The organism is Lentzea alba (genome assembly GCF_011067745.1).
GTDB lineage: Bacteria > Actinomycetota > Actinomycetes > Mycobacteriales > Pseudonocardiaceae > Lentzea > Lentzea alba.
Map to the genome: position 1 here is coordinate 887,135 of NZ_JAAMPJ010000001.1, position 20,260 is coordinate 907,394.

Consider the following 20,260-nt stretch of genomic DNA (forward strand, 5'->3'; position numbering starts at 1 on the left):
GGCGGCGTGGGGTTCGACCAGTTCGTCGCTGATCGGCTGGACCGGCTGCTGAGGTACGCCACCGCGATCACCTGCGACAAACACCTGGCGCAGGACATCGTGCAGAACGTGCTCATGCGCGCGCAGCACAAGTGGGAGCGCATCGGCGCGATGGACGCTCCCTACCTCTATGTGAAGCGCATGGTGACCAACGACTACCTGTCGTGGCGGCACCGCAAGGCCGCGCGCGAGATCTCGGTGGAACGCAGCGAGCTCGCCAAGCACGTGCCGTCGATGGCTGATCCAGCCGACGCGCACGCCGAACGCGAGGCCATGCGCGCGCGGATCGCTGTCTTGCCGCGCAAGCAACGTGCCGCGTTGGTGCTGCGGTTCTACGAGGACTGCAGTGACGCGGAGATCGCACAGGTGCTGGGGTGCGCGGAATCCACCGTGCGCAGCCAACTCTCTCGCGCGCTGCAGACGTTGCGTGCCCACGAACTTGCCCGGTCCGCCACCCTGGGGGTGCACTCGTGAACGACCTGATCCGCCAGGCCATCGCCGCCGAAGCCGAGGAGCGCGTCGACTCCCGGACCGTGCTGGCCGAACTGCACAAGCGCAAGAAGAAGCCGTTCGGCCTGATCATCGGCGTCGCGACGCTCACGGTGGCAGCCGCCGCGGCGGCCGTCATCATCCCGACGACGATCAAGAAGACCGACGCGTCACCTGCCGTGCAACCGGTACCGGCGACCGCGCAGAACGTGCTGCTCATCGGCACCGACAACAACGACTACACGGACTCGCTCGTGCTCGCGCGGTTCGAGGCCGACGGATCCGTCCGCGCCGTGTCGTTGCCGCGTGACATCCAGGTCGGCGACGAGAGGCTCAACCGCCTCTTCCGGCAGGACCCGAAGAAGCTGACCAGCACGGTCGAGCAGCTGACCTCCACGAAGGTCGACCACTACGCGGTGATCAAGATGTCCGAGTTCGGCCGGATCGCGCAGCTCGTCGGGGGGGTCGAGGTCTGCGTGTCCGCCGCGACCGTGGACGTCCAGACCGGAGCCACCTTTCCCGCCGGCAGTCAGACGCTCGAGGGCGACCGGGCGCTGCAGTTCCTTCGTCAGCGCATGGGCCTGCCCATGGGCGATTTCGACCGGATCAAGCGGCATCAGGCGTTCCTCGCCGGACTCGCCGCCAAGATCAACAAGGACAACGCCCTCGCGCTCGCCGGTGAGGTGGGGAGGTCCGTCCGCGTCGACGAGGGGTGGGACGTGCTGGCGTTCGCGCAGCGGTTCCAGGGCCCGGTCAAGATCTTCACGGCGACCCTGCCGATCACCGATCCCGGTGTCACCCCGAACGGACAGGGCCTCGGGGTCGATCAGGCACAGGCGAAGCAGTTCGTCGAGGCGCAGTTCGGCGGCACGGCACAGCCCCAGGACAGGTGCGTGAACTGACCTTCACACCAATGGAGCATCAAGTCGCCCGTCTGCGCCGCCGATGACCAGCATGTAGCCCGCCGAATGGCCGCTACGATCAATTCGTGCGCGAACCACTTGAACGAGATTCCGAGATCGCGCACATTCGTGAAGCTCTCGACGCAGCCACCCGTGGTGAGGGTCGCGTCGTCGTCATCGAGGGCCGCGCCGGCATCGGCAAGACCAGGCTCGTGCACGAGTGCCGCGAGCTGGCCAAGGAGCGCGGTTTCGGGAGACTCCAAGCTGTCGGCGACGCCCTGGAGAGCGCCATGGCGTGGGGCGTCGTCCGGCAGATGGTCGAGCGGTCGGTGTCGCGGTACTCCGGCGAGATCCGCGAGAAGATCCTGGCGGGGCCGTCCGGGGCGGCGTTGAAGGCCCTGGACGACGCCGCGCTCGACCCGAGCGAGGCCGAGCTCGCGCGCACGCTGCACTCGTTGTGGTGGGTCGCGGTGGACCTCTCCTCCACCCGGCCGCTGCTGATCACCGTGGACGACGCGCACTGGGCGGACCTGTCGTCGCTGCAGTTCCTCGTCTACCTGTCCCGCCGGATCGCGGACCTGCCGATCGCGCTGGTCGTCGCGACCCGGCCGCCCGCGGACAACTTCGGGCCGCTCGCGCAGCTCAGTGTGTCCGCGGACCGGCTGATGCCCCGCCCGCTGACCCCGGAAGCCCTCCGCGCGCTGGTGGGCGGGCATCCCGAGGTCGTCGAGGCCCTGCACGCGGCCAGCGGCGGCAACCCGTTCCTGACCGGTGTGCTGGTCGACGAGCTCGCCGCGCTCGGGCTCCCGCTGGAAGACGCCGGGACCGCGGCGAAGATCGGCGGGCTCGGCCCCAGCACCGTCTTCCGGGCGACGCTCGGCAGGTTGCCCGCGGAGGCCGTCGCGCTCGCGGGCGCGGTCGCCGTCCTCGGCACGCATGCCGATCCGTGGCAGGCGGCGGCGCTGGCCGAGGTGAAGGATCTGCCGGCCGCGGTCGAGGCGTTGGTCGCGGCGAACGTGATCGTCACCGGAGACCACCTCGAGTACGTGCATCCCGTTGTGCGTGAGGCGGTGCTGAACGGCCTCGGCCCGATCGCGCGCGCCTCGCTGCACGCGCGCGCTGCGACGACGTTGTGGGAGACGCACGCGCCGGCCGATCGGGTGGCCGCGCACTTGGTGCACGCTCCCAAAGGGACGCTGCCCAACGCCGCCGAGGTGCTGCGCAAGGCCGCGTCGGCGTTGCTGGCCGCCGGAGATCCACGCACCGCCGCAGCCCATCTGACGCGGGCGGTGGAGGAACGGCCGACCGACGCCGCGCTGCGGGCCGAGCTGGGCCGGGCGTTGCTGCGGACCGGCGATGCGGTGAACGCGCACCGGCACCTCAAGGCCGCGGCGGCCGGGTTGCCGGACGCGGAACTGGTGGCGGCGGCTGCCTCCGCGACCGCCGCGATCGAGGGTCCGGCGGCGGCGATCGAGGAGCTGACCGAGGCCATCGCGGCCAGGCCGGGCGGCGAGTCGCGGTTGCACCTGGAGGCACGGCTGGCGGTGTTCCGGTCGTTCCTGCCGGATCAGCGGCAGATCGCGTCGGCGCACCTCAGCGACTACGCGGGACTGGCGGGCGGCACTCCGGACGAACGCACGTTGCTCGGGCTCCTCGCGCAGATGGGCCGGTACGAGGTGTGGCCGCACGACGAGGTGGCGGCGACCGCGACGCGTGCGCTGGCGAACGGCGCGTACCTCGACGACGCGACGGGCAGCACGGACGCGATGGTCGCGTGGCTCGTGGCGTTGCTCGCGCTGATGGCGGCAGACGGCGTCGACACCGCGCGCCGAGAGATCGAACGCGCACGGCTGAAGGTGCGCACGCACGGTTCGCCGGTGGAGTTCGCGATGGTCGCGAACGCCTCGCTGTTCCTGAACTGGCGCTGCGGCAACATGCAGGCCGTCGAGGCGGAAGCCGAGGGCGCGCTGGCGGCCGTCGCGCACGAGGACCCGGTGTCCGCGGTGATCAGCCTGCGCGCGACTTCGACGCACTTCGCCGTGTACGCCGCACTCGAACGAGGTGACGTCGCAGCAGCAGAGGCGTTCATCGCGGCGTTCGACGGCAGGCACGCGGACGCCCGTCCGACCATGCCGACGATCTGGCTGCACGAGGTGCGGGCGTTGATCGCGCTGGCCCAGGGCGACCCGCGACGGGCGATGTCCGAGGCTTACCGCCAGCGGGACGCGATGCACCAGGTGCACGTGGATCCGCCCACGATCCCCTGGCGCGCACCGGCGACGAAGGCGTCGTTGCAGCTCGGCGAGCACGAACTCGCGCTGGAACTGGCCGCCGAACAGCTCGACGTGGCCCGCAAGTGGGGCGCGGCGACCGAGGTCGGCGCGGCGCTGCGGCTGCTCGCGCACGCCTCCCCCGACGCGCGGCTGGAGCTGCTGACCGAGTCCGTCTCGGTGCTGGAGGACTCACCGTCACGGCTGGAGCTCGCCCGATCGCTGGTCGACCTGGGCGAGGCCCTGCGGGTGGCGCGGCGGCGGACGGACGCGCGGGAGCCGTTGCACAGGGCCATCGAACTCGCGGGTGACTGCGGCTCGGCGGTGCTGCGGGCGCGGGCGGTCGAGGCGTTGGAAGCGCTCGGCGACCGGCCGCGACGGCAGTTGGTGGTGGGTGCCGAAGCCCTGACGGCGTCCGAGCGGCGGGTGGCGGACCTGGCGGCCGCGGGCCGGGCGAACCGGGAGATCGCGCAGGAGCTGTTCGTGACGCCCAAGACGGTCGAGAACCACCTCGGCCGGATCTACACGAAGCTCGGAATCGCAGGTCGCAGGGACCTCGCACGCGTCCTTGCCTGAGACAGAGCGACGTGGGGGTGTGCCTGATACACCCAACTTTTCCGGCTGAGGGTTGAGGGATCGTCCCTCATGCCTTTGGGGGTTCGCCTCGGCGAATCTTGTGTCACCACAGGGGAACACAAGATCTCGAAGGGGAAACCGAAATGATCCGCAACGCTCTGCTCGCCGCCGCCGCTCTCACCGCCGTCGTCGCCCCCGCCACCGCGGTCGCCGACCCGATCATCGGCACGCCGCCCCCGTGCGTCGGCGCCGCCGACCTCGTCGGCCCGACGTTCAACGTCAAGAAGTGCGGCATCAGCGATGTGGACCAGCACCGCGCCGGTCTGGAGAGCAACGGCAACGCCTACTGCGGCCCCGCTTCGCTCTACAACGTCCTGCACTACTGGGGCCACGAGAAGGACGCGCCGGTCGGCTGGCTGACCACCAAGGTCGGCAACCTCGACCCGAAGGACCCCTCCGACTACAGCGTCATCACCAACTCGATCTGGCGCATCGGCGTCGACGCGAAGTACGACGGCGGCACCAACCTCACCAACCTGCGCAGCGCGTGGAACATCGCCACCAAGCCCGCCCGCGACGCCGGCTGGACGACCACGCAGGGCGTCATCAGCACCAACGACTCCGCGGACTTCGCGGGTGACGTCGCCCGCAAGCTGAACGAGGGCCCGATCCAGCTGGTGTACGGCCGCTACAAGGCGGGCCCGACGGCCGGTTCCCTGCAGCGCAGCGGCGGCCACATCGTCACGGTCGTGTCCGCGACCGGCAACTTCAACGGCACCACGATCCAGCTCAAGCTGGCCGACCCCGGCCGCGCGCTGGACAGCGGCCAGGGCAACTACCTCTACACCCAGTCCGCCTACGAGTCGCTCGACGTCACGCTGAACAAGAAGGTCTTCACCGAGTACGTCCCGGTCAAGGACGACGAGAACACCCGTGAGGACGAGTCGATGCAGCCGGGCACCTACCGCACGGTGACGCGCTGGGAGCTGACCGGCCCGCGCTACGTCAGCGACACCACGCGTCAGATGGTCGAGGGCTTCAACTGGTTCGACATGGCCAAGTAACCCGTCCAGGTGGTTGATGAGGGGAGCTTTCATAAACCTCAGGTTTGTGAAAGCTCCCCTCATCAACCTGGGGCCGCGCCCTTCATGGGCGCGGCCCCTTCGCCATAGCCTGAACTCCATGGTCGGCCGCGATCGGGAACGAACCCGCCGCCGGTTGCTGGACGCCGCGTGCGTCGAGTTCGCGGCCTACGGGATCGCCGGCGCACGGATGGAACGGATCGCCCGCATCGCCGGGTGTTCCGCGGGTCTCGCGTACACCTACTACGGCGGCAAGGACGAGCTGTTCGACGCCGTGCAGTCCGAAGTGATGCGCGCGGCGTCGGTGGAGTTCGACGCCCGCGACCTCCCCGGCTACGCGGCGCGGCTGTACGACCTGCAGCACCGGCACCCCGAGTTCGCGCGGCTCGCCACCTGGCAACGGCTGGAGCGGCGCTGGGGAATCGTCAGTCGGGCGGCCGATGTGGAGGCGATCCGGTCGGCGCAGGAGCTGGGGCTGGTGTCGTGCCGGTTCCCGGCGGAGCACGTGTTGCAGCTGGTGCTGGCGATCGCGTCGATGTGGTCGAACGCGCCGGCGTGGGGGTCGGATCACGCGGTGCGGCGGCGGACCGTCGAGGAAGCCGTGCGGCGGCTGGTGGACCCGTAGGTCACACCAGCGCCTCGGCGGCGGTCGCAGGATCAGCAGCTCGGCGAGGCCCTCCCGGACCAGCTCGCTGTTGAAGTCCAGTGCCGGATCCGCCACGGGCACCTGTTCCCAGACGATGGCCTTCTGCGAGGCGATGAGCTCCACCAGGCCGCCGGGCTCGTCGTCGCGGTTGATCACGTTCCACGACCGTCGCACAGCCGGAGTCTGACAGCCACGAGCACCGCTCACATGTGGTTAACCTGGTCGTATGCGTGTTCTCGTGGTCGCCGCCCCGCTCCTGGGCCATGTCTTCCCGTTGATGCCCTTCGCGTTGGCGCTGCGGGACGCGGGACACGAGGTCGTGGTGGCGACCGGCGGCGAGGCGCTGCGGGTCCGCGACTCGGGTCTGCACGTCGAGGACGTCGTCCCCGCGAAGGTCCGCTTCGGGCCGATCGCGTTGCGCATCATGGTCACGCACCCGTTCGTGGCGAAGAGGGAGATGCGGGGCAGCGGCAGGCTGGACTTCGTGTCCCGGTTGTTCGGGGCGGTCGGCGACGCGATGACCGAGCCGTTGCAGGCGCTGGCGAAGAAGTGGCAGCCGGACGTCGTGGTGCACGAACCGCTGGCGGCCGCCGGGTCGGCGCTCGGGGTGCCGTCGATCGTGCACGACGTGTCGTTGTTCGACGGGCTGGAGCTGACGGCGGCGGTCGGTGCTCGGATGAAGGCCGGGGTGCGTTCTCCGGCCACGATTCTGCGGACCGCGCCGAAGTCCCTCGCGGAGTTCTGGGGTGGGCGGCCGATGCGGTTCGTCGCCTACAGCGGTGACGGCGAGGTGCCGCAGTGGCTGGCCGAACCCTCCGGCAAGCCGCGGATCCTGGTGAGCCGCAGCACGGCGCCCGGTCCCGGGTCGGGGCGGATGATGGCGGCGGTGGTCAGGGCGGCGGAACGGGTGGACGCCGAGTTCGTGCTGGTCCGGCCGGAACGCGCGGAAGGTCTGCCGGACAACGTCCGGACGGTCGGGTGGGTGCCGATTCCGCGGGTGCTGCCGTTCTGCGACGGGATCGTGCACCACGGTGGCGCGGGCACGGTGCTCGGAGCGCTGGCGGCCGGGGTGCCGCAGCTGGTCGAGCCGGGGCCGGGTGACCGGACGGTGCACGCGAACGCGATCGCCGGGCGCGGTGCCGGGCTCAGGGCGGCGGCGCGGGAGGTCACGCCCGAACTGCTCACCGGGTTGATCGAGGACTCGAAACTGCAGCGGGCGGCGGGTGAGGTGCGCGACGAGATCGCCGGGATGCCGGCGCCGGCGGAGGTCGCGGCGACTCTGGAAGATCTCATCCCGCTGAAATGAGAAGCACCTATTGTGGGGCGGGTGCGCATTCTCTTCTCGAGCTTAGGCTCACACGGACACACATACCCGTTACTCCCGCTCGCGATCTCCGCCCGCGAGCAGGGTCATGACATCGTTTACGCGATCGATCCCGGCTTTCACCCGACGGTGGAAAAGCTGGGTTTCACGGCGGTGGACGCGGGGCTGAGCATCGGGGACGCGTTCCGGCAAGCCAACGAACTGCACGGCACACCGGAGTTCCGGCGGGACATGTTGCGGCAGACCGCCGTCGAGGCCTTCGGATCTGTGCTGCCCAGGGCGTTCGTGGCGGACCTGGAGCCGGTTCTGCTCCGCGAGCGGCCCGACCTGGTCGTCTTCGAGATCGTCAACCCCGGCGCCGGCCTCGCGGCCCTGCAGGCGGGCATCCCGTCGGTGTGCCACGGGTTCGGCAAGATGGACGAGACGATGGTCCCGGAGGCCATGAGCGACCTGTTGCTGGAGTACGTCGCCGAACTCGGCATTCAGGTACCGCATGGGCAGCATTTCGGACTCGGAGCGCCGTACCTCGACGTCTTCCCTCCGTCTCTACAGGATTTGTCGTATCTTTCCGACTTCGATCGCATTCTGATGCGACCGATCCCCTTCGCCGAATCCGGGGAATTGCCCGAATGGGTGATCGAACACCGGCAGCCGCTCGTGTATTTGACGTTCGGCACCGCGTTCGCGAACCCGGATCTGCTGCGCACCGCCATCGCCGGGCTGTCCCGCCTCGACGCCGAGGTGCTGGTCGCCAGTGGGCCGCTGGTCGACCCGGCCGAGCTGGCCGACGTGCCGGGCAACGTGCACGTGCTGCCGTGGGTGCCTCAGGCGGATCTGCTCGCGCACGCGGATCTCGTCGCGCACCACGGCGGCTCCGGCACCACCATCGCCGCGATGACCCACGGCGTGCCCCAGCTCGTCCTGCCGCAGGGCGCCGACCAGTTCCGCAACGCCGAGCTCGTCGCGAGCTCAGGCCTGGGCGCCCAGCTCGTCGGCGAGGCGTTCACGGCGGACGCGGCGCGCGAGATCGCCCAGAAGTTGCTGCGGGACAACGACGTTCACGCCGCGAACGCGCGCATCGCGGCGGAGATCGCCGCCATGCCGCATCCGGACGAGATCGTGCCGAAGCTGGTCGAACTGGCCGGCTGACGCGGTGGACCCGGTGCCTACTCGCTGGGCACCGGTTTCAGCGCGGACAACACCTCGTCGATCGAGTCGTACAGGGCCAGCACGTCGGCCACTCCCGTGACCTGCAACGGCCTCTTCACCGCGCGTTGTGGCGCCACGACGTGGAAACCCGTGTGGTGCTCCTCGGAGAGCTCGTGGGCCGTGATCAACGTGGAGATGCCGGTCGAGCCGAAGAAGCTGACCTCGGTGAGATCGGCGACAACGGCGGGCCCTCCCGCCTCGAAGCCGAGGCGAAGCGCGTCGAGCACGTCGTCGGCGGTGTCGACGTCGATCTCGCCTTCCACCGCGACTACCACGATCCCCGCGACGTCCGCGGCACGGACTGTGAGCAGCGGTGATTCCCTGAGCTGATCTTCGTTCACCAGCACTCCCCGGTGGCCGAAGCACATAGGTACCGGTCCGAGCACCTTGCTGAACCCGGCTGAGCCTTCGACGTTACGGCTGTTGCTTCCACACCACAACCTATCGTTCGCCCAAACGCCGGACGGCGGCGACCAGTTCGGTGTTGCGCACGCCTTTGGCCAGGTAGTCGGTGACACCGGCGCGGCGCATCTCGTCGACGGCGCCGGGATCGGTGTAGGCGGAGAACGCCAGGATCCGCGTGCCGGGCGCGCGCTGCAGGATCTCGGTGGCCGCGTGCGAACCACCTCCGCACGGCATCCGGACGTCCAGCACGACCACCGCCGGAGCGTGACGCTCAGCCAGTTCCACTGCCTCGCGGGCGTCGGCGGCGACCGCGACGACCTCCATGTCCGGCTGGTCGTCGAGCACGTCCCGCAGGACGTCCCTGATCAGCGGATCGTCGTCGGCGATGAGGATCCGGACGATCACGGCCGCACGTCCGGCAGCCAGAACTCGACCACGGTGCCCCCGGCCGGCCCTCCGGACACGCTGCACCAGCCGCCCGCGGCCTCCGCTCGTTCGCGCATCTCGATCAGTCCGAAGTGGCCCGCGTTCGGGTCGAGGTCGGGCAGTCCGGCACCGTCGTCGACGACCCGGACCAGGAACCCCCGGTCCACTGTGGACAGATCGAGGGTGACGGCCGACGCCCGCGCGTGCTTGCGCACGTTGGTCAGCGCCTCCTGGCAGATGCGGAAGATCGTGATGGCCGCGTCGTCACCGGGCTCGCGTTCGAACGCGTAGCGGATCTCCCCCACCATCGCGGTGTCCGCGAGGTACGCGGCCAGCGAGTTCCGCAGGCCCTGCCGCTCGATGCCGGGCGGGCGGACGCGGTACACCAGGTTGCGCAGCCGGCTGATGGTCGCCCGGACCGCGCCGTCGAGCTGGTCCACGGTCGCACGGTGCTCTGCGGGCAGCTTGGTCGCGAGCAGCTGCAACCTCATGTCGACGGCCACCATGGCCTGGATCGTGTCATCGTGGACGTCCCACGCGATGCGCTGCCGTTCCCGCTCCTGCGCCTCGACCAGATGGGCGAGCAGCCGGCGCCGGTCGGTGAGCTGCTGCTCGGCCCGCCGCCGTTCGGTCATGTCCCGGGTGACCTTGCCGAACCCGCGCAGCTCGCCGCTGTCGTCGTAGAGCGCGGTGATGATCACGTTGGCCCAGAACCGGGTGCCGTCCTTGCGCACCCGCCAGCCCTCGTCCTCCAGGGCGCCTTCGGCCCGCGCGACCCGCAGCTCCCAGTCGGGCTTGCCGGCCTGGACGTCCTCGATCGGGTAGAACGTGGAGAAGTGCCGTCCGATGATCTCCTCGGCGGCATAACCCTTGATGCGCTCGGCGCCGGCGTTCCAGCTCACGACGTGCCCGCCGGGGTCGAGCATGAAGATCCCGTAGTCCCGCACGCCGAGGACGAGCAGACGGAAGAGGTCGCTGTCTCGCCAGTCGTCCGGTTCCACGGCCACATCATGGCGGTCAGGCCGTCAGCTCACACCAGACGACCTTCTGACCAGCACGTTCTGTCACACCCCAGCTCTCGCTGAACAGGGCGACCAGCTGGAGTCCCCAGCGCCCGGCACGCACTTCGGGTCTGGCGTCGTCGTCGTCGGCGACCTCGACCAGCATCTGGTCCCGGCCACCGACGATGCGCACCAGCGGGCGGCCGCTGCCGTGGCGGACGGCGTTGGTGGTCAGCTCGTTGACGACCAGCACGACGTCGTCGTGGTTGCCGAGGTAACCGCAGATGGCCGTGGCCCGGCGGGCGAAGTCGCGGGCGAGTGCCACACCCCCGCGCCGGTCCTCACCCGGAAGGGAGAACACCGCTTCGGTGAGCGAACTCGTGGCCACAGAAGCACAGTGCAGCAACGCCGCCGCCGGAAGCAGACGCAGGCAGATCAGCTCGTGTAGTGCAGTTGCATCAGTCGAGCAGGCCCTCGCGGCGCGCGATGGACACCGCCTCCAGCTTCGAACTGGCACCGAGCTTGTCGAGCACGCGCTGCACGTGGTTGCGCGCGGTGTTGCGGGCGACGCCGAGCCTGCTGGAGATCTGGTCGGTGCCCGCGCCGTCCGCGAGCAGCAGCAACGTCTCCTGCTCGCGTGCGGTGAGGGTGGCTCCGGCGAACTTGATCCGGCCGCTCAGCCGGTCCAGCACACCCCCGAGGAGCTTCTGGTCGAACACCACCTCGCCGTCGGCGACCCTGCGGACCGCCTCGACCAGCTCGTCGAGCCGCGCGGACTTGAGGATCAGCCCGGCACCGCCGGCCTCGGCGACGCGGGCGGCGATCGACGCCGTCGCCTCGCCGGTCAGCACCAGCACCCTGACGCCGGCCTGGACGAGCTCCGGGATCAGCGCGGTGCCGTCACCGTCGGGCAGCCTGCGGTCGAGGAGGACGACATCGGGCTTGCCGCCGCGGGTGTGCGCGAGCGCGGCCGCGACGGTGGACGCACGGGCGATCACCTCGATCCCGGCGCGTTCCAGCGCCAGTCCGATCGCCTCGGCGACCATGTCGTGGTCCTCCACGAGAACCACTCTGGTCATGTGGTTCAGCCTACGGCGTACCGGAAATTCCGCGACCGTCCGACGACGAACGATCGCACTTCGTCGAACACCTCCTCGTGCTGCTGCTCGACGCCGAGCAACGGTGAGATCAGCTTCAGCAGGTGCGTGGCCTCGGTCTTGAGTGCGCCGCCGAGTGGCATGAGGCCGAGGAAGACGGGCACTCCGGCGTTGGACGCTGCCTGCCGGACGCGGTGCAGCACGTCCAGCGGGAGGTCGTCGAGCAGCACGTTGTCGCCCTGGTAGGTGTGCGGCGGGAGGGGTTTGCCGGCTGCCTCGGCGAACGGCTTCCGGCCGAACTCGTCGATCAGCGTCGGGGCGACGCGGAGGTGGTCGACGTCGAACGGCCTGGTGCTCGCGAAGGTGAGGCGGACGACGTCACCGAGGGTCGTGAGCGTCGGCGTGACGTGGTCGGGCAGGTCCCACGAGTGGAACGCCTCGAACACCGCTTCGGCGTGCTCGGCGTCGAAGTGCAGCTCGCCCGCGTGGACCTGGTCGATCTCCAGGAGGTCGAACTCCAGCGCGGTGACGACGTCTCCGACCTTCTCGGTCTTGCGGACGCGATCGCTCGCGAAGCCGAACTCACGGGCCAGCACGCTGAACCCGCCGCCGAGCGTGTAGCCGACGACGCCCACGTCGCTCGCGTCACCGCTGAGCGGGGCGAGGCCGTGCGGTGAGGCCTGCTCGATCACCTGCTGCCAGACCGCGCCTGCCTCGGCCCTCGCGGTCCTGGTCGTCGGATCGATCTCGACGTTGTTCATGCGCCTGGTCGAGATGAGGACGCCGGTGGCCGGGGTGGTCAGGCCGTGGCCGGTGGTGTGGACCGTGTGGTCGAGACCGCGGGTTTCGGCGTGGTGGACGGCTTGTTCGACGTCCCGTGCGTTCTCCACGGCGAAAATCACCTGGGGTTCGTGGCGGAGTCCGGTCTGGAAGCCGCTCCGTTCGTCGTCGTAGCCGGTGTCTCCGGGGTAGAAGATTCGCATAAATCCAGCATGGTTGGCCTGCTGTTATATGTCCAAGACATAGTTGTGCTCAGGTCTATAATCATTGGTTATGGAGCTTCGGCAGCTTGAGTACTTCGTCGCGGTCGCCGAGGAGGCGTCGTTCACGCGGGCGGCGGAACGGGTGCACGTCGCGCAGCCCGGCGTGAGCGCGCAGATCCGGCGACTGGAGCGGGAGCTCGGGCACGACCTGCTGGACCGATCGGGACGCGGTGTCACGCTGACGGACGTCGGAGCGGCGGTGCTGCCGTTGGCACGGGTGGCCTTGCAGTCGGTGGAGTCGGCGCGGCGGACCGTGGAGGAGATGGCCGGGCTGGTGCGCGGAGTCGTGCGCGTCGGGATGGTCGTGTCGTGCGGGATCATGGACCTGCCGGAGCTGTTGTCCGCGTTCCACTCCTCGCATCCCGACGTGGAGATCACGTTGGTGGAGGCGAACTCCGACGCGTTGATAGAGTCTCTTCTGGACGGTCAGCTGGACTTCGCCCTGATCGGCTACGCGGGTTCGGCACCGGACGGGTTGTCGGTGCGGGTGCTGGCGGATGAACCGCTGGTGGCCGCGGTTGCTCCCGAAGATCCTTGGTACGGCAGAGAATCCGTTTCACTGGACGAACTGCTGGAGCGCGGGTTGATCAGCCTGCCGCCGGGAACGGGGCTGCGCGGGGCGCTGGACGCGGCGTGCGGGTCGCGCCGGCCGCGGATCGCCTTCGAGGCGTCCGCACCGCCGATGGTGATCACGCTGGCGCAGCGCGGACTCGGCCCGGCGATCCTGGCGCTGTCGATGACTGACGGGCTGCACGCAGTGCGGATCACCGACCCGTCACCGTCCAGCAGGCTCGGTTTCGCGTGGCGTTCGGAGGGGCCGCACAGCCCTGCCGCGCGGGCGCTGATCCGGGTGGCGGAAAACCAAGTGACAGCGAAACCGTAGGTCTGTCACGATCACCGCATGTTCCTGACGGCTGAGCTCAACACGTTCGCAGGTGTTCCTGCGGGCGCGCTCGCCGTTGCCTCGGCACAGCTGGCCGGCGCCCGACTCTGACCCTTCTCCAGTCCCTCCTTCAGGACCGCTGGAGGAGGGTGGTGGCGGTCCAACGGTTCTGAACCCTCCAGCTGTTTCTTCGAGGACAAGGGCAATGAAGCAAGAGTTCGTGCGCGCCAAGCCGCACCTGAACATCGGCACCATGGGGCACGTCGACCACGGCAAGACCACGCTGACGGCGGCGATCACCAAGGTGCTGTCCGAAATGGACCCGTCGGGCACCACCTTCACCGCGTTCGACCGCATCGACCGCGCTCCGGAGGAGCTCGCCCGCGGCATCACGATCAACATCGCGCACGTCGAGTACGAGACGCCCACGCGGCACTACGCGCACGTCGACATGCCCGGCCACGCCGACTACGTGAAGAACATGATCACAGGTGCGGCGCAGCTGGACGGCGCGATCCTCGTGGTGTCCGCCGAGGACGGCACGATGCCGCAGACGCGCGAACACGTGGTGCTGGCGCACCGCGTGGGCGTGCCGCACGTGGTGGTGGCGCTGAACAAGGCCGACGCGGTGAACGACCCGGAGCTGCTCGACCTGGTGGAGCTGGAGATCCGCGACCTGCTCTCCCAGTACGGCTTCGACGGCGACGCCACGCCGGTGGTGCGGGTGTCCGGCCTGCGCGCGCTGCAGGGTGACCCGCGGTGGACGGCGTCGATCAAGGCGCTGCTGGACGCCGTGGACACGCACGTGCCGGTGCCGGAACGGGATCTCGACGGCGCTTTCCTGATGCCGATCGAGAACGTCATGACCATCACCGGTCGCGGCACCGTCGTGACCGGCGCGGTGGAGCGCGGCGTGCTCGGCCTCGGCGACGCGGTCGAGGTGCTCGGTCTCGGCGCGGCGGTCACCTCGGTGGCCACCGGCATCGAGACGTTCGGCAAGCCGATGCGGCAGGCCCAGGCGGGAGACAACGCCGCGGTGCTGCTGCGCGGTGTTCGCCGTGGCGAGGTCAGGCGCGGCCAGGTGCTGGCCCTGCCCGGCAGCGTCGCGCCGCACACCAGGTTCCGCGCCACGGTGTACCTGCTGTCCCACGCGGAGGGCGGCCGGCACACCGGTATCGCCACGAACTACCGGCCGCAGTTCCACTTCCGCACCGGCGACGTCGTCGGGGTGGTCGAGCTCGACAGGACGCTGGCACTGCCAGGTGACACCGTCGAGGTCACGGTGGAGCTGGGCAAGGCGGTGGCGATGGACACCGGACTCGGCTTCGCGATTCGCGAGGGCGGCAAGACCGTGGGTGCCGGCACGGTCGGCGAGATCCTCGCCTAGAGGGCGGCGGTTGACGGCCCGCGAAGGTGGTCGCGCTGCCTTGAGGGCGCGGCGGGACAACTTGTCCCGCCGCGCTTTCGTCATTCGAGCAGGCCGCGCAGTTCGGCGTGCTCCGGACTGGGAATCGAGCGAGCGAGGTACAGGTCGTCGAGCGGCCGGACGAGTGCGCGCAACTCGCGGGCCGCCCTGGCGGGCAAGGCGATCAGGGCTCTGCGAAGAACGCGGCGTTCCACGTACGGGTCGAGCGAATCGCAGCACGGACAGGGATTCAGCTCGGTCCCATAACCCGTGATGACGCGCGCAGGCCCGTGCACGAACCGGGACCAGCTGTCGAGCGCTCCGGCGACGGAGCCGGGTGTGTAGTGGATGCGTTCGAACCTGGCGATGGCACGCAACGCGGGTGCGGAGACCCTGGAGACTTGTCTGATCGGTCGGCCGTGCAGCTCACGGGCGCGGACCGGAGCGGGGCGCCTACGCGGCATGGCCCTTTCTGATGGTCATGCGACCGATCTTAGCCCGACTCGTCGCTCGTCGAGTGCGCCGCTCCCACCGGTTTCGACTCGGGCGAACCGCGCTGCCGCAGGTAGACGCTGAGAATCGCCATCGACGCGATCGCCAGGAACTCGGACTGCCAGTTCTGCAGCGAGCGGTTCCAGAAGTCGGCGGAGAAGAAGTAGTCGACCAGCCCCATCTTCTCGGCCAGCGGGTCGGAGTTGTTGGCGTACCAGCCCGCGATCCACTGCATCGTCCAGGAGAACAGGAACAGCACCAGCATCGCGAGGCCGAGCGACTTCGAGAACACCGCGGTGCGCCAGCCACCGGTGCGTGCCCACTTCGGTGACGATTCGCTCGCGTACTGGCCGACCTGCTGTTCCTCGTCGCTCTCGTGGCCGGCCTTGCCCACCGGCTTGGACTCGGGTGAACCCTTCTGGATCAGCCAGACGGTGGCCGTGACGTACAGGAAGAACTGCAGGTACTCGGACTGCCAGTTCTCCACGACGTCGACTAGGAAGTCGGCGGAGAACAGGTAGGACCCCAGTGCCAGCTCGGGCTGGCCCAACGCGGCCTGACGCTCGTTGTAGTCGGCGTGCCCGGCGAAGAACTGACCGACCAGCGCCGCGAGGAAAAGCCCCCCGAAGACGAGCGTCAGGCTGTGCTCGCGCAGGAATCTCCTCATAGGACCGGGTGCCCCGCGCACCTGCTGCTAAACATCGATCAGCGGGACGACCTCCTTGGCCCAGAAGTCGAAGAACTCCCGCTGGTTGGACCCGATCTGCTGCACGTAGACCTCGTCGAACCCGGCGTCGGCGAACTCCTTGATCTTCTCCGCGTACTTCTCCGGATCGGGCCCGCACGGGATCGCCGACCGGATCATCTCCGGCGTCACCAGCTCCGACGCCTGCTCGAAGTGGCGCGGCGTCGGCAGCACCTGGGCCAGCTCGCCGGGCAGGCCGTCGTTGGGCCACAGGCGATGCGCGGTGGCCACCGCGTCCTCTTCGGACTCGGCGTAGCAGACCTTCAACCCGCTCTGCGCCGGTCCGCGGCCGCCTTCCGCGCGGTACTGCTCGACCAGGTCACCGGCCGGGCCGACGGACATGTACCCGTCGCCGCAGCGCGCCGCGAGCCGGACCGCCTTGGGGCCGAACGCCGACACGTAGATCGGCACCGGGCGTTCGGGCACGGTGTACACGCGGGCGTTCTCGACGGTGTAGTGCTTGCCGTGGTGGGTGAGCTCGTCGCCCTGGTGCAGCGTGCGGATGATGCCGATCGCTTCTTCCAGCATCTCCAGCCGCACGTCCGCGGACGGCCAGTGCGAGCCCAGCACGTGCTCGTTCAGGGCCTCGCCGCTGCCCACGCCGAGCACGAACCGGCCCTCGCACTGCACGGCCGCGGTGGCCGCCGCCTGGGCGATGACCGCCGGGTGGATGCGGACGGTCGGGCAGGTCACGGCGGTCGTGATCGGCATGGACACCGTCTCGGACAGCGCTCCGATGGTGCCCCAGACGAACGGCGACTGGCCCTGTTCGTCGTTCCACGGGTGGTAGTGGTCGGAGATCCACAGCGCCTCGAAGCCCTGCTCTTGGGCCATGCGGGCGTGTTGGACCAGGTCGCGCGGGCCGTGTTCTTCCGAGGACAGGAAATAGCCGAGCTTCACGGGAGCAACTCCTGGATCTTGGTGGTCAGGCCGCGGCGCAGCACGTCCCACGCGTCGGGGTCGCCGCGCAGCACCGCTTCGGTCATGTCCTTGATCTGGTCGAACGTCGCGTGCGGCGGGATCGGCGGCACGTTCGGGTCGCAGCGCACGTCGAGCACCACCGTGCCGTCCGAAGCCAGAGCGGTCTCCCACGCCGGCCCGAGCTGGTCCGGTGAGTCGACCTCGATGCCCTGCAAGCCGATCGAACGCGCGTAGGCCGCGTACGAGACGTCCGGAAGTTCCTGCGACACCTCGAACTTCGGCGCCCCGCCCATCGCCCGCAGTTCCCACGTGACCTGGTTGAGGTCGTTGTTGTGGAACACGCACACCACGCAACGGATGTTGTGGTGCCGCAACGTCAACAGCTCCGCCATGCCGTTCATCTGCATCGCGCCGTCGCCGACGAGAGCGATCAACGGCTGTGAAGGCTTGGCGAACGCGGCACCCAACGCGTACGGGACCGCGCAGCCCATCGTGGCCAGCGTGCCGGACAGCGACGACCGCACGTTGCCGTGAATGCGCAGCAGGCGGGCGTACCAGTTCGTCGCGGAACCGGAGTCCGCGGTGACGATCGCGTTGGCCGGCAGGCGTTTCGAGAGCTCCGACACGATCAGCATCGGGTTGACCGGATCAGCCGGCGCGTGCGCCTGCCGTTCGACGACCTCCCACCAGCGCTTCGTGTTCTTCTCGATCGTCTGCCGCCACGAGCGGTCGTTCTTGCGTTCCAGCAACGGGATCAGCGCGCGCAACGTCTCCCGCGCGTCGCCCACGAGGTTGACCTCGGTCGGGTAGCGCATGCCGATCGAGCGGCCGTCGACGTCGATCTGCACCCCGCGCGCTTTGCCGTACTCCGGCAGGAACTGCGAGTACGGGAAGTTCGATCCGACGATCAGCAACCGGTCGCAGTCGCGCATCATCTCGTACGACGGCCGGGTGCCGAGCAGCCCGATCGACCCGGTCACGTACGGCAGGTCGTCGGGCAGCACGTCCTTGCCCAGCAACGCCTTCGCGACGCCGGCCCCGAGCAGGTCCGCGACCTCGCGCACCTCGGCGGCCGCCCCGCGGGCGCCCTGGCCGATCAGGATCGCGACCTTCTCCCCCGTGTTCAGCACCTCTGCCGCACGCCGCACCTCGTCGTTGGCGGGCACGACACACGACGACGGGCGCGAGGGCGGGCTCGACGGGATGTACTTGAACTCGTGCTTGGGCGGCTCGTAGTCCTGTTCCTGAACGTCGTTCGGGATGATCAGCACGGCCGGCGCGCGGTCGGCCGCGGCTGTGCGCATCGCCCGGTCCAGCGCGTTCGGCAACTGCTCGGGCACCGTCACGTCGACCAGGAACGAGGCGACGTCGCGGAACAACGAGTGCAGATCGACTTCCTGCTGGTAGCTGCCGCCCTGCGCGGTGCGGGCGGTTTGGCCGACGATCGCGACGACCGGCACGTGGTCGAGTTTCGCGTCGTACAACCCGTTCAGCAGGTGGATGGCGCCGGGACCGCTGGTCGCCAGGCACACGCCGACCTCGTCGCTGAACTTCGCGTAGCCGACCGCGGCGAACGCGGCCATCTCCTCGTGCCGGGTCTGGATGAAGGCGGGGTCGTTGTCCGCCTTGCCGAACGCCGCCACGATCCCGTTGATGCCGTCGCCGGGGTACGCGAACACCTGCTTGACTCCCCAGTCGCGCAGGCGTTGGACGATGAAATCTCCGACGGTCATGCGGAAGCACCTTCCATGACGTAGACCGTGTAGGCGGAGCGGATGATGGGCTGCGCGACGTTGCGGACCCGCACCCCGCCTGGGGTCATGCCCTGCTCGGTGCCGAAGTGCGCGTGACCGTGCACCGCGAGATGCGTGCCGGTGCGGTCGATCGCCTCGCCCAGCAGGTACGAGCCGAGGAACGGGTAGATCTCCGGCGGCTCACCGCGCAACGTGTCCGGCACCGGCGCGTAGTGCGTCAGCGCGACCTTGATGTCGGTGTCCAGTTCGGACAGTGCCTGCTCCAGGGTCTCCGCGATGTCGCAGGTGTGCTGGATGAACGCCTTCATCTCGCGTTCGCCGAACGCGCTGCCGCACTTGCCGGCGAACCCGCCGCCGAACCCCTTGACCCCGGCGACGCCGAGCGTGCAGCCGTTGATCCGGGTTTCGAAGCTCGTGCCCTCCAGCACGTGAATGCCCTTGTCCTGCAACGTCTTGGTGACTTCGAGCGGCTTGTCGTCCTGGTGGTCGTGGTTACCGAGCACGGCGACGACGGGCACCGGCAGATCGGCGAACTCGTCCGCGACGACCTGGGCCTCGCTGACCGTGCCGTGCCGGGTGAGGTCACCGGCCAGCAGCAGCACGTCGGCGTGCTCACCGACCTTCTCGAGCGCGGGCCTCAGTCGTCCGCGCATGTCTTCGCCGAGGTGCACGTCCCCGACCGCGGCGATCCGGATCATCGCAGGTCCTCCTCACCCTCCGGTTCGCCCGCCGGCGTCACGCGCACGTCGTTGAAGATCGTCAACTCGGGTGCCGCCTCGTGCAGCACCTCCTCGAGCACCTTCCTGCGGTCCTCGCACGCCACGTCGCCGGAGAGCATCACGTGATCACCGCGCACGGTGATCCGCACGCCGAGCTCGGCTGTTCTGGGGTCCTCCGCGACCGTCCTACGCAGGTTTGCCGCGAGGTACTGCTCGGATTCCATTGCCCCTCCCGATGATCTCCAGACGTTCGATGAGCACCAGGAACGCTTCGGCGTACGGCGAGTGCTGGGTCTCCTTGCGCACCTGCTCCCAGTCGATCTGCTCTCTCAAAGCGCGCGCGAAGGGCAGCAGCTCGCTGAAGTCGCACCGGTGCCCGTCCAGCACGAGCAGCTTGCTGCTCAGCACGAACGTCGCGGGCATCACCGGCAACATCACCGACCCGACCGGCATCTCCTCGGCCATCGCGAGGATCTCGTCGGTGACCGGGCGCTCATTGGGGCGGAACAACAGGTCCACCAACGAATCCCCGTCGTAGACCTTCAGCAGCCAGTCCTCCGGTGGCTCCGCGGCCCGCAGTCCCCGCTGTACGAGAACCCGCACCGCCTCGGTCGCGTCCTGCTCTCGCACCAGCAGGTCCACGTCGTGTTCACTCGCCGGTCCGCCCCGCGCGTAGCCCGCGCATCCACCTGTCAACGCGAAGGGGATCTCCGCGCTGCGCAGGGCGTTGGCGACCTTGGTCAACGTCCGCAGCAGCTCGTCCTGCACGTCGCTCATGCACTACCGGCTACCCACCCGAGCGCAACGAGAACCACCGGCCGCGCGTCAATAG

At 69.3% G+C, this 20,260-nt stretch carries 22 protein-coding genes; 9 read left to right on the forward strand and 13 right to left on the reverse strand.

What is annotated here, in order from left to right; translation table 11 throughout:
• Nucleotides 1-6: 6 nt before the first annotated feature.
• The 7 genes from G7043_RS04150 (at nt 7) to G7043_RS49770 (ending at nt 8,477) form a co-directional block, all read left to right on the forward strand.
• Nucleotides 7-513: a SigE family RNA polymerase sigma factor gene (locus G7043_RS04150; protein WP_166043999.1), complete on the forward strand. Its 507-nt coding sequence runs from the start codon at nt 7-9 to the stop codon at nt 511-513.
• Entirely contained in the window at nt 510-1,430 is a 921-nt protein-coding gene (locus G7043_RS04155) for an LCP family protein (protein ID WP_166044002.1), read from the forward strand. Before G7043_RS04150 ends, G7043_RS04155 begins: the two co-directional genes overlap by 4 nt.
• A gap of 86 nt (nt 1,431-1,516) precedes the next feature.
• A complete protein-coding gene (locus G7043_RS49765) occupies nt 1,517-4,276 on the forward strand; it encodes a helix-turn-helix transcriptional regulator (protein ID WP_166044004.1) in 2,760 nt (919 codons plus the stop codon).
• 143 nt (nt 4,277-4,419) lie between these two features.
• Nucleotides 4,420-5,340: a hypothetical protein gene (locus tag G7043_RS04165; RefSeq protein ID WP_166044006.1), complete on the forward strand. Its 921-nt coding sequence runs from the start codon at nt 4,420-4,422 to the stop codon at nt 5,338-5,340.
• Nucleotides 5,341-5,458: 118 nt separating this feature from the next.
• A complete protein-coding gene (locus G7043_RS04170; protein ID WP_166044007.1) occupies nt 5,459-5,983 on the forward strand; it encodes a TetR family transcriptional regulator in 525 nt (174 codons plus the stop codon).
• Nucleotides 5,984-6,230: 247 nt separating this feature from the next.
• Nucleotides 6,231-7,310 carry a nucleotide disphospho-sugar-binding domain-containing protein gene (locus G7043_RS04175; RefSeq protein WP_166044009.1) on the forward strand — a complete coding sequence of 360 codons (1,080 nt, stop codon included), beginning with the start codon at nt 6,231-6,233 and terminating at the stop codon, nt 7,308-7,310.
• A gap of 21 nt (nt 7,311-7,331) precedes the next feature.
• A complete protein-coding gene (locus G7043_RS49770; protein WP_166044012.1) occupies nt 7,332-8,477 on the forward strand; it encodes a glycosyltransferase in 1,146 nt (381 codons plus the stop codon).
• A 17-nt stretch (nt 8,478-8,494) separates the two neighbouring features.
• Here G7043_RS49770 and G7043_RS04185 read toward each other — a convergent pair whose 3' ends face one another.
• From G7043_RS04185 to G7043_RS04210, 6 genes are all read right to left on the reverse strand, one after another.
• Nucleotides 8,495-8,878, reverse strand: a complete 384-nt coding sequence (locus G7043_RS04185; RefSeq protein ID WP_166044014.1) for an STAS domain-containing protein — start codon at nt 8,876-8,878, stop codon at nt 8,495-8,497.
• A gap of 100 nt (nt 8,879-8,978) precedes the next feature.
• Nucleotides 8,979-9,347, reverse strand: a complete 369-nt coding sequence (locus G7043_RS04190; RefSeq protein ID WP_313887688.1) for a response regulator — start codon at nt 9,345-9,347, stop codon at nt 8,979-8,981.
• The gene (locus tag G7043_RS04195; protein WP_313887689.1) at nt 9,344-10,369 is read right to left on the reverse strand and encodes a PAS domain-containing sensor histidine kinase; all 1,026 of its coding nucleotides are present in this window, start codon (nt 10,367-10,369) and stop codon (nt 9,344-9,346) included. Before G7043_RS04195 ends, G7043_RS04190 begins: the two co-directional genes overlap by 4 nt.
• 16 nt (nt 10,370-10,385) lie before the next feature.
• Nucleotides 10,386-10,757: an ATP-binding protein gene (locus G7043_RS04200; RefSeq protein WP_166044016.1), complete on the reverse strand. Its 372-nt coding sequence runs from the start codon at nt 10,755-10,757 to the stop codon at nt 10,386-10,388.
• A 70-nt stretch (nt 10,758-10,827) separates the two neighbouring features.
• Nucleotides 10,828-11,448, reverse strand: a complete 621-nt coding sequence (locus G7043_RS04205) for a response regulator transcription factor (protein WP_166044018.1) — start codon at nt 11,446-11,448, stop codon at nt 10,828-10,830.
• A gap of 5 nt (nt 11,449-11,453) precedes the next feature.
• Entirely contained in the window at nt 11,454-12,449 is a 996-nt protein-coding gene (locus tag G7043_RS04210; protein ID WP_166044020.1) for an FAD-binding oxidoreductase, read from the reverse strand.
• A gap of 70 nt (nt 12,450-12,519) precedes the next feature.
• Here G7043_RS04210 and G7043_RS04215 point away from each other — a divergent pair, with 70 nt between their 5' ends.
• Together G7043_RS04215 and tuf are read left to right on the forward strand one after the other, a co-directional pair.
• The gene (locus tag G7043_RS04215; RefSeq protein WP_166044022.1) at nt 12,520-13,392 is read left to right on the forward strand and encodes a LysR family transcriptional regulator; all 873 of its coding nucleotides are present in this window, start codon (nt 12,520-12,522) and stop codon (nt 13,390-13,392) included.
• Between the two features lie 205 nt (nt 13,393-13,597).
• Nucleotides 13,598-14,779 carry an elongation factor Tu gene (gene tuf / locus G7043_RS04220; RefSeq protein WP_166044024.1) on the forward strand — a complete coding sequence of 394 codons (1,182 nt, stop codon included), beginning with the start codon at nt 13,598-13,600 and terminating at the stop codon, nt 14,777-14,779.
• An 80-nt stretch (nt 14,780-14,859) separates the two neighbouring features.
• On the opposite strand, the gene G7043_RS04225 is transcribed toward tuf, so the two are convergent.
• From G7043_RS04225 to G7043_RS04255, 7 genes are read right to left on the reverse strand one after another with little or no spacing between them, the layout of a single operon-like run.
• Entirely contained in the window at nt 14,860-15,261 is a 402-nt protein-coding gene (locus G7043_RS04225) for a hypothetical protein (protein ID WP_166044026.1), read from the reverse strand.
• Between the two features lie 29 nt (nt 15,262-15,290).
• Nucleotides 15,291-15,956: a DUF6766 family protein gene (locus G7043_RS04230; protein ID WP_166044028.1), complete on the reverse strand. Its 666-nt coding sequence runs from the start codon at nt 15,954-15,956 to the stop codon at nt 15,291-15,293.
• A gap of 27 nt (nt 15,957-15,983) precedes the next feature.
• Nucleotides 15,984-16,934, reverse strand: a complete 951-nt coding sequence (locus tag G7043_RS04235; RefSeq protein WP_166044031.1) for a TIGR03557 family F420-dependent LLM class oxidoreductase — start codon at nt 16,932-16,934, stop codon at nt 15,984-15,986.
• The gene (locus tag G7043_RS04240) at nt 16,931-18,688 is read right to left on the reverse strand and encodes a thiamine pyrophosphate-requiring protein (protein ID WP_166044033.1); all 1,758 of its coding nucleotides are present in this window, start codon (nt 18,686-18,688) and stop codon (nt 16,931-16,933) included. The genes G7043_RS04235 and G7043_RS04240 overlap by 4 nt, the downstream gene beginning before the upstream one ends.
• Entirely contained in the window at nt 18,685-19,407 is a 723-nt protein-coding gene (locus G7043_RS04245) for a metallophosphoesterase family protein (RefSeq protein ID WP_166044035.1), read from the reverse strand. Before G7043_RS04245 ends, G7043_RS04240 begins: the two co-directional genes overlap by 4 nt.
• On the reverse strand, nt 19,404-19,652 hold the full coding sequence (locus G7043_RS04250; protein WP_166044037.1) for a BON domain-containing protein: 249 nt from the start codon (nt 19,650-19,652) through the stop codon (nt 19,404-19,406). The genes G7043_RS04245 and G7043_RS04250 overlap by 4 nt, the downstream gene beginning before the upstream one ends.
• Entirely contained in the window at nt 19,615-20,205 is a 591-nt protein-coding gene (locus tag G7043_RS04255; protein WP_166044039.1) for a nucleotidyltransferase family protein, read from the reverse strand. Before G7043_RS04255 ends, G7043_RS04250 begins: the two co-directional genes overlap by 38 nt.
• Nucleotides 20,206-20,260 lie beyond the last annotated feature (55 nt).